This is a genomic window from uncultured Amaricoccus sp. (assembly GCF_937858865.1).
Lineage (GTDB): Bacteria > Pseudomonadota > Alphaproteobacteria > Rhodobacterales > Rhodobacteraceae > Amaricoccus.
Genome location: NZ_CALLYO010000087.1, coordinates 1 through 8,640 on the forward strand (window position 1 = coordinate 1; position 8,640 = coordinate 8,640).

Here is an 8,640-nt window from a genome sequence, read left to right on the forward strand (position 1 = left end):
CACCAGTTGGCATAGGCGACGAACATCCGGTTCTCGTAGGCCCGCGCCGGCACCAGCGTGCGCTGGACATGCTCGAAGCCGCGCGGGTTCGCCGTCGGCACCAGCAGGATCCCGGCGCCGCGCCCGGCGAGGTCGGCGACATGGCCGGGAAACTCGACGTCGTAGCAGACGAGGAGCCCGAAGCGCCGCCCGCCGAGCCCGAAGACCGGTGGCGGGGCACTGCCGCAGCGAAAACTCGCCCGCTCCATCGGCCCGTAGAGCTGGATCTTGCGGTAGTGCGCGAGGATCCCGCCGTCCGGCCCGATCGCGGTGGCCGCATTGTGGATGTCCCCGCCCGCGCGCTCGGCCCAGCCGAGGGTCAGGCCGCAGCCGGCGCCCGCGGCCATCTCGCGGAGGCGCGCGATCCAGGCGCCGTCCATCGGCTGGGCGAGCGCGGCGTGGAGGTCGGGGCGGTTGTAGCCCGGCAGGAACAGCTCGGGCAGGACCAGCATCTCCGCCCCCGCCTCCCGCGCCGCCGCCAGGCTCCGCGCCAGATGCGCGAAGGCCGCCGCGACATCGCCTCCCGTCGGCGTCGCTTGCGAAAGCGCGAGCTTCATGGCTATCCCTCCTCCGGCATCTCGGCGGCCGCCATCCCGCAATGCCATCCGCCGCTGCATCCTTCCAGAGGGTAGACGTAATGCCCGCTCTTTCCGCCTTCGGCCCCGACTTCCCCTTCGCCTACGACGCCTGGCTGACCCACCCCGCCGGCCTCGGCGCCATCCCGGCGGAGCGCCACGGCGAGCGGGTGGCGATCGTCGGCGCCGGCGCGGCCGGGGTCATCGCCGGCCACGAGCTGATGAAGCTCGGCCTCCGGCCCGTCCTCTACGAATCGGCCAGGTTCGGTGGCCGGCTGCGCTCGGAGATCTTCGAGGGCACCGAGGACGTCGTCGCCGAGCTCGGCGGCATGCGCTTCCCCGTCTCCTCGCGTGCCTTCTACCACTACGTCGACCTCGTCGGCTGCGAGAGCGCGCCCTTCCCGAACCCGCTCACCGAGGCGGCGGGCTCGACCGTCATCGACCTCGAGGGCGAGACCCTTTTCGCCCGCCGCCTCGCCGACCTGCCGCCGGTCTACCGCGAGGTCGCGGACGCCTACGACGCCGCCCTCGAGGAGGGCGCCGGCTTCTCCGCCCTGCAGGCCGCGATGCGCGCCCGCGACCCCGCCCGCGTCAAGGCGCTCTGGGATCCGCTGGTCAGGGACTGGGACGAGCGCACCTTCTACGAGTTCGTCACCACCTCGCGCGCCTTCCGCGCCCTCTCCTTCCGCCACCGCGAGATCTTCGGCCAGGTCGGCTTCGGCACCGGCGGCTGGGACAGCGACTTCCCGAACTCGATGCTCGAGATCCTGCGCGTCAACCTCTCGGGCTTCGACGAGGGCCAGCGCTACATCCGCGGCGGGGTCGAGCAGGTGCTGCACCGCCTCTGGCGCCTGCCGGCGCGCGCCGCCCACTGGCCGGAGGGCACCACGCTCGCCGCCCTCAACGAGGGCACGACGCGCGCCCGCGTCGTCCGCATCGCCCGCCACCCGTCGGGCATGCTGGCGGTGACCGACCGCTGGGGCCGCACCGACCTCTATGCCGCGGTCCTCGTCACCTGCCAGAGCCACCTGCTCACCACGGCGATCGAGACCGACGAGGCGCTCCTCGCCCAGAAGCTCTGGATGGCGCTCGACCGCACCCGCTACATGCAGGCGGCCAAGACCTTCGTCATGGTCGACCGCCCCTTCTGGAAGGACCTCGACCCCGCGACCGGCCGGCCGCTCCTCTCGATGACGCTGACCGACCGGATCACCCGCGGCACCTACCTCTTCGACGACGGCCCGGACCGGCCGGGCGTCATCTGCCTCTCCTATTCCTGGATGACCGACGCGCTGAAGGTGCTGCCGCTCGACGCCGAGAAGCGGGTCGAGCTCGCCCTCGCCGCGCTCGGCCACATCTACCCGAACCTCGACATCGCGAGCCACATCCGCGGCAACCCGATCTGCGTCAGCTGGGAGGCGGACCAGAACTTCCTCGGCGCCTTCAAGGGCGCGCTGCCCGGCCACTACCGCTACAACCACCGCATGTACGGCCACTTCATGCAGCAGGCGCTCCCGGCCGCCGAGCGCGGCATCTTCCTCGCCGGCGACGGCGTGAGCTGGACCCCGGCCTGGGTCGAGGGCGCGGTGCAGACCGCCCTCAACGCCGTCTGGGGCATCGCCCGCCACTTCGGCGGCGCCTCCGCCCCCGGCAACCCCGGCCCGGGCGACCTCTACCCGACCCTCGGCCCGATCGCGCTCGACTGACGCCGAAATCCCCACGCCGGCGCGCCCGGCCGATAATCGTCTATACGTTGTCTATACGAGAAATTCGCCCCAATGATTCCAGTGCCTTACGGAGCGGGCACGCGTGCCCGCCCGTGCGCGCGGCACGCCGGGCGGCCCTAGAAGAGCTCGCCCGCCTCCTCCTCGGCCTCCGCCTGCGGCGTCGCCGCGCCGGGGGCGGGACGGTTGTCGAGCAGCCCCGCGGCGCGCAGCTCGGCGACCCCGGGCAGGTCGCGGTCCGACTCGAGCCCGAAGTGGTCGAGGAAGCCTTGCGTCACCACGAAGGTCATCGGCCGCCCCGGCGTCATCCGCCGCCGCCCGAGCTTCACCCAGCCCATCTCCATCAGCTGGTCGATCGTCCCGGCCGAGATCGACACCCCGCGGATCTCCTCGATCTCCGCCCGCGTCACCGGCTGGTGATAGGCGATGATCGCCAGCGTCTCGATCGCCGCCCGCGACAGCTTGCGCGTCTCCACCACCTCCCGGCTCATCAGGAACCCGAGATCGGCCGCCGTGCGGAACGCCCAGCCCTCGGCGACCCGCACCAGCGCGACCCCGCGCCCCTCGTAGCGCCGCCGCAGCGCGGCCAGCGCCTCGGGGACGTCGCACCCCTGCGGCAGCCGCTCGGCGATCTCGCGCGCGTCGAGCGGCGCCCTGCTGGCGAAGAGCACCGCCTCGACCATCCGCTCCTGCTCGGAGAGGGGCGGGACCGCGAAGGCCCCGTCGGCGAAGAACCCGCGCGCCGTCTCGTTCATCCCGTCTCCTCCCGCCCCGCTGCCGGCCTCAGCCAGATCGGCTGGAAGGCCCCGTCCTGCCTCAGCTCGAGCCGGCCCGCGCGCACCAGTTCGAGCGCCGCCGCGAAGCTCGCCGCCGTCGCCGAGCGCCGCTTCGCCGGCTCGACCGCCCATTCCTCCGGCAGCCAGGCCGAGAGCCGCGTCCAGTCCATCGCCGTGCCGAGCATCCCCCGCATCCGCTCGAGCGCGAGCTCCATGGTATAGACCGGCCCCCGCGCCAGATGCAGCGGCGTGAAGTCGTCCTTGGTCTTGATCCGCGCATAGGCGCGCATCAGATCGACCAGCGAGGCGGTATGCACGATGCTGAGCGCCCGCGTCACCGCCTGCGGCTCGCCGCGGGCGAAGACGTCGCGCCCGAGCTGGTCGCGCGCCATCAGCCGCGCCGCCGCCTCGCGCATCGCCTCGAGCCGCTCGAGCTGGAAGGCGAGATGCGCCGCCATCTCGTCGCCCGACGGCCCCTCCTCGGCCGGGTCGGGCGGCAGCAGCAGCCGCGACTTCAGGAAGGCGAGCCAGGCCGCCATGACGAGATAGTCGGCGGCCAGCTCGATCCGGAGCCGCTTCGCCGCCTCGACGAAGGTGAGATACTGCTCGGCGAGCTTCAGGATCGAGATCCGCCTGAGATCGACCTTCTGCCCCCGCGCCAGCGTCAGCAAGAGGTCGAGCGGCCCCTCGTAGCCGTCCACGTCGACGACCAGCGCCTCCGCCGCCAGCCGCGCCTCGGTCGTCTCGATGGCGGCGAAATCCTCAGGCATCGGCGCCCTCCCGGAGCGCGGCGAACTCGGCCCAGAGCGCCGCCTCGTCCGCGCCCGCCGCCTCCGCCCGCCTGGCGAGCGCCGCCTCCGCCCGCGCCGCAGCCGCACCGGCCAATTCGGGCACCGCCGCCGCCACCGCCGCCATCTCCGCCGGATCGCCGTTGCAATGGAGGACGACGTCGCACCCCGCGGCGAGCGCACGCGCGGCCCGCTCGCCGAGCCCGCCCGACAGCGCCCGCATCGAGATATCGTCGGTCATCAGCAGCCCGCCGCAGCCGATCTCCTCCCGCATCAGCCGGACCACCACCGGCGACAGCGTGGCCGGCGCCCCGGGGTCGATCGCCGCATAGACCACATGCGCCGTCATCGCCATCGGCAGGTCGGCGAGCGCCCGGAAGGGCGCGAAATCCTCGGCGAGCGCCGCGCGGTCCGCCTCGACCAGCGGCAGCTCCAGGTGACTGTCGAGCGGCGCGCGCCCCTGGCCCGGCATGTGCTTGATCACCGGCAGCACGCCCCCGGCGAGCAGCCCCTCGGCCACCGCCCGTCCGATCGCCGCCACCCCGCCCGGATCGCCGCCGTAGCAGCGGTTGCGGATGATCGCATGCGTCTCCGCCCGCGCCACGTCGAGCACCGGCGCGCAGTCGACGTCGATCCCGGCCGCGCGCAACTCGCCGGCGATCAGCCGGTAGCGCAGGTGCATCGCCCGCCCGCGCCGCGCCGCCGGCAGGCGCGCGCACTCCTCGAGCGCCGGCAGCCACTCGCGCCAGTGGGGCGGCCGCAGCCGCGCCACCCGGCCCCCCTCCTGGTCGACGAGGACGGGCGCGTCCCGCCCGACGCTGTCGCGCAGCGCGTCCGTCAGCCGCCGCAGCTGCGCCGGGCTCTCGACGTTGCGGGCGAAGAGGATGAAGCCCCAGGGCGCCGCCTCGGCGAAGAATCGCCCCTCCTCCGGAGTGAGCTCCGGTCCCGCGCAGCCGAAGATGGCGGCGCGCGCGGCCATCTACTGCACGGTCACCGGGATGCAGGCGACCCCGCGCGAGCGCAGCGCCTCGCACATCTGCCGCGTCTCCTCCGCGTTCGAGAAGCCGGCGACCCGGAGCCGGTAGAAGACCCGGGCGTTGGCGGTCGTCCGCTCGACGAAGAGGCTCTTCGAGGAGAGGAGGTCGGGGTTCTTCGCCACCAGCTGCGACCAGGCGCGGCGGGTGATCTCCTCGCTGTCGAAGGCGCCGAGCTGCACGAGCCGCGTCCCCGGCCGCACGCCCGACGTCTCCGCCACCGGCGCCGCCGAGGCGACCTGGGTCGCGGCGGGCTTGGCCGCGGGCTTCGGGGCCTCGGTCCTGGCGGCCGCCTTCGTCTCCGCCGGCTTCGGCGGCGGGGCGGCCTTCGCCGGCCGCGGCAGGTTGGCCGGCCGGTTGCGCGGCCGCGGCCCGGCCTCGGCCGGCTCCAGCGCGGCGACCAGCTCGCCCGGCGCCTCGACCGCCGCGGCCAGCGGGTCGGCATCGCTGGGCGCAATCCCGGCGATATCCTCCTGCTGCGGCATCGGCAGGTCGCCCGACTCGCCGAGCACCCGCTCGGCGAGGATCGCCGGGGCGTTGACGACGAGCTCGCCCTGCGGCGCGTCCTCGGCCTTCAGCACCGCCGGCTCCGGCCTGGCCGGTGGCACGTCGCGCGGCATCGGCGCCGGGTGGCCGGCGAGGACGGTGTTGACCTCGAGCCCCTGGTGCGCGGCCTGCAGCCCGCCGGGGTTCTCCGGCTCGATCCGCGCCGGCCCTTCCATCGCCTTGATGATCGGCACCTCGCGCGCGTCGCGGGTGCCGAGGCGGAAGGACCAGAGGCCGAGGGCGGCGACCAGGGCGAGGAAGACCAGCGCGCCGGAGAGCTTGCGCAGGCCGTCGGGGATCAGGCGGTCGGACTGGCCGACCGCAACGGACTCGTAGTCGTCGCTGTAGAGATCGCGCATCGGGTGCTTGCCTGTTTTGACACACCATATCCTGTAGGTGCCGCTGCTCCAACCCCGAAATGTCTTAACGAATGCGTTTCCCGCATCTCGCCCTCGGGGCCGCGCAAGGATAACAGGCCCGCCCGCAATTACAACCGGATGCGGGTGGTGCCTCCTTCGCCTGGAACCCCGCTGCCGGTGCTCTGCGCGACGCTGGACGGGACGGGGGATTCCCCTACATCACCGCGCCCGTGGCGCCTCCACGCCGCTGCCTCCTGATCCCGCTCCGCGGCCACGGCGGCCCCGCCGCTCTCCCGGCGCCCGCTCCATCTTCTTGCCCCAAAATTTGCCCCCCCCGAGGAGCCTGCACGCAGTGCAGGCTCGCGCCGGGTGACGAAAAGCGGCGACGGCAGGGGAAGTAACGAAGCGTTAACCTGACGATTTCCTTCAATATCAACGGGATACTTATAGTTTCGCGCGCGAAATCCTGATTTCGCAGGAGCTCGGTGCGTCCGGAGAAGGTCACCGCATCTCGTCCATCGGCGTCACCCCGAGGATCCCGAGCCCCGCCTTGACAACGAGCTGGGTCGCCCGCACCAGCGCCAGCCGGGCGTGGCTGAGCGCCGGGTCCTTCTCGCGGATGAAGCGCAGCGCCGGGTCGAGCTTCCCCTGGTGCTGCAGCGCGTGGAAGTCCGAGGCGAGCTCGTGCAGGTAGAAGGCGATCCGGTGCGGCTCGTGCGCGGCGGCGGCGATCTCCACCTGCCGCGGCCACTCGGCGATCTTCCGCACCAGCGCGAGCTCACCCGGCGCCCCGAGCCGGCCGAGGTCGGCCGCGGCCAGCGTCCCGTCGTCGGTCGCGAGCCCCGCCTCCGCCGCCCGCTGCAGCACCGACTGGGCGCGGGCGTGGGCATACTGCACGTAGAAGACCGGATTGTCCTTCGACTGCTCGAGGACCTTGTCGAAGTCGAAGTCGAGCGGCGCGTCGTTCTTCCGCGTCAGCATCACGAAGCGGGTGACGTCCGGCCCGACCTGGTCGATCACGTCGCGCAGCGTCACGAAGGTGCCGGCCCGCTTCGACATCTTGAAGGGCTCCCCGCCCTTGAAGAGCCGCACCAGCTGGCAGAGCTTCACGTCGAGCGGCACCCGGTTCTCCGAGAGCGCCGCCACCGCCGCCTTCATCCGCTTCACGTAGCCGCCGTGATCGGCACCGAGCACGTCGATCAGCTCGTCGAAGCCGCGCTCGATCTTGTTGAAGTGATAGGCGATGTCGGGTGCGAAATAGGTCCAGCCGCCGTCGGATTTCTTCACCGGCCGGTCGGTGTCGTCGCCGAAGGCGGTCGAGCGGAAGAGCGTCTGCTCCCGCGGCTCCCAGTCCTCCGGCAGCTTGCCCTTCGGCGGCTCGAGCATGCCCTCGTAGATCAGCCCCCGCGCCGCGAGCGTGGCGAGCGCCGCCTCGATCTGCCCGGTGCCGTAGAGCGAGCGCTCGGAGAAATAATGGTCCATCTCCACGCCGAGGGCGGCCAGATCCTCGCGGATCATCGCCATCATCGCGTCCGTGGCGAACTCGCGCACCTCCGCCAGCCAGTACTGCTCGCCCTTGTCGAGCAGACGGTCGCCGTACTTCGCCTTCAGCGCCTCGCCGACCGGGATCAGATAGTCCCCGGGATAGAGCCCTTCGGCGATCGCCGGCTCGAGGCCGCAGGCCTCCCGGTACCGCTCGTAGGCCGAGCGCGCCAGCACGTCGACCTGCGCCCCTCCATCGTTGATATAATATTCCCGCGTCACCTCATGGCCGGCGAAGGCGAGAAGCCCGGCCAGCGCGTCGCCGAAGACCGCGCCCCGCACGTGCCCGACATGCATCGGCCCGGTCGGATTGGCCGAGACGAACTCGACGTTCACCCGCCGCCCGGCGCCCGTCTCCGAGCGGCCGAAGTCGCTCCCCGCCGCCAGCACCTGCGGGATCACCCCGAACCACTGCGCCGGATCCAGGCGCAGGTTCAGGAACCCCGGCCCCGCCACCTCGGCCGAGACGACGCCCGGCGCGTCCTTCAGCGCGTCCGCGAGCGCCGCGGCGATGTCACGCGGCGCCATCCGCGCCGGCCGCGCCAGCACCATCGCGGCATTCGTCGCCATGTCGCCATGCGCCGGGTCGCGCGGCGGCTCGACGGTGACGGCCGCGAGATCGAGGCCCGCCGGAAGCTGGCCGGCAGCCGTCAGCCGGGCGATGCCGTCGAGAACGAGCGCCTTGACTTGCGCGAAGAGATCCATGGTCCTTCCCCCTGATCGGGCAGCCGTTAGCATAGGTCGGCGATGCTCTCCAGCCGGGATCCTGCGGCGCTCCTCGCGCTCCTCCTCCTCGCGGCGCCGGCCGCGGGGCAGGAGATCCTGACGCCCGAGGCCTTCGAGGCGATGGCCGAGGGGCGGACGCTCCATTTCACCCACCTCGGCCGTCCCTACGGCGCGGAACAGTATCTGCCCGGCCGCCGCAGCATCTGGCGCTATGCCGACGGCAGCTGCACGCAAGGCCGCTGGTGGGCCGAGGGGGAGCGCATCTGCTTCCGCTACGACACGGACCCCGAGGCGCAGTGCTGGCGCTTCCTGCCCCGTCCGGGCGGCCTCGCCGCCGAGCGCCTCGAGGGCGCCGCCGCCACCGGCTTCACCGTCGAGATGAGCCGCGCCGACACGGCGCCGCTCGCCTGTCCGGGGCCGAAGGTCGGCACCTAGAAAAGTTGCCCCTGGCCGGGCTCGCTGTCCGGTTCCTTGCGGCCGGTCCGATCGGGCCGCGCGCCGACCCGCCCGTCGGCGAACTCGATTTCGAGC

At 72.8% G+C, this 8,640-nt stretch carries 8 protein-coding genes; 2 read left to right on the plus strand and 6 right to left on the minus strand.

The features are described 5' to 3' along the window. The coding region (locus Q0112_RS02245; RefSeq protein WP_297970830.1) for a nitrilase-related carbon-nitrogen hydrolase at positions 1-596 on the minus strand (596 nt) is incomplete at its 3' end. A gap of 80 nt (positions 597-676) precedes the next feature. Here Q0112_RS02245 and Q0112_RS02250 point away from each other — a divergent pair. Then, positions 677-2,320, plus strand: a complete 1,644-nt coding sequence (locus tag Q0112_RS02250; RefSeq protein ID WP_297970833.1) for an NAD(P)/FAD-dependent oxidoreductase — start codon at positions 677-679, stop codon at positions 2,318-2,320. Between the two features lie 137 nt (positions 2,321-2,457). Here Q0112_RS02250 and scpB read toward each other — a convergent pair whose 3' ends face one another. The 5 genes from scpB to argS all read right to left on the minus strand — a co-directional run bounded on the left by scpB (position 2,458) and on the right by argS (position 8,088). Next, positions 2,458-3,093: an SMC-Scp complex subunit ScpB gene (gene scpB / locus Q0112_RS02255; protein WP_297970835.1), complete on the minus strand. Its 636-nt coding sequence runs from the start codon at positions 3,091-3,093 to the stop codon at positions 2,458-2,460. Further along, complete coding sequence (locus Q0112_RS02260) at positions 3,090-3,884, minus strand: ScpA family protein (RefSeq protein ID WP_297970838.1); 795 nt, start codon at positions 3,882-3,884, stop codon at positions 3,090-3,092. Before Q0112_RS02260 ends, scpB begins: the two co-directional genes overlap by 4 nt. After that, complete coding sequence (locus tag Q0112_RS02265) at positions 3,877-4,881, minus strand: glycoside hydrolase family 3 N-terminal domain-containing protein (RefSeq protein ID WP_297970840.1); 1,005 nt, start codon at positions 4,879-4,881, stop codon at positions 3,877-3,879. Before Q0112_RS02265 ends, Q0112_RS02260 begins: the two co-directional genes overlap by 8 nt. Next, positions 4,882-5,841, minus strand: coding sequence for an SPOR domain-containing protein (locus tag Q0112_RS02270; RefSeq protein ID WP_297970843.1), 960 nt, complete (start codon positions 5,839-5,841; stop codon positions 4,882-4,884). A gap of 501 nt (positions 5,842-6,342) precedes the next feature. Then, the gene (gene argS / locus Q0112_RS02275; protein ID WP_297970846.1) at positions 6,343-8,088 is read right to left on the minus strand and encodes an arginine--tRNA ligase; all 1,746 of its coding nucleotides are present in this window, start codon (positions 8,086-8,088) and stop codon (positions 6,343-6,345) included. A 42-nt stretch (positions 8,089-8,130) separates the two neighbouring features. Between argS and Q0112_RS02280 the strand changes: the two genes are divergently transcribed. Next, the gene (locus Q0112_RS02280; protein ID WP_297970849.1) at positions 8,131-8,544 is read left to right on the plus strand and encodes a hypothetical protein; all 414 of its coding nucleotides are present in this window, start codon (positions 8,131-8,133) and stop codon (positions 8,542-8,544) included. Positions 8,545-8,640 lie beyond the last annotated feature (96 nt).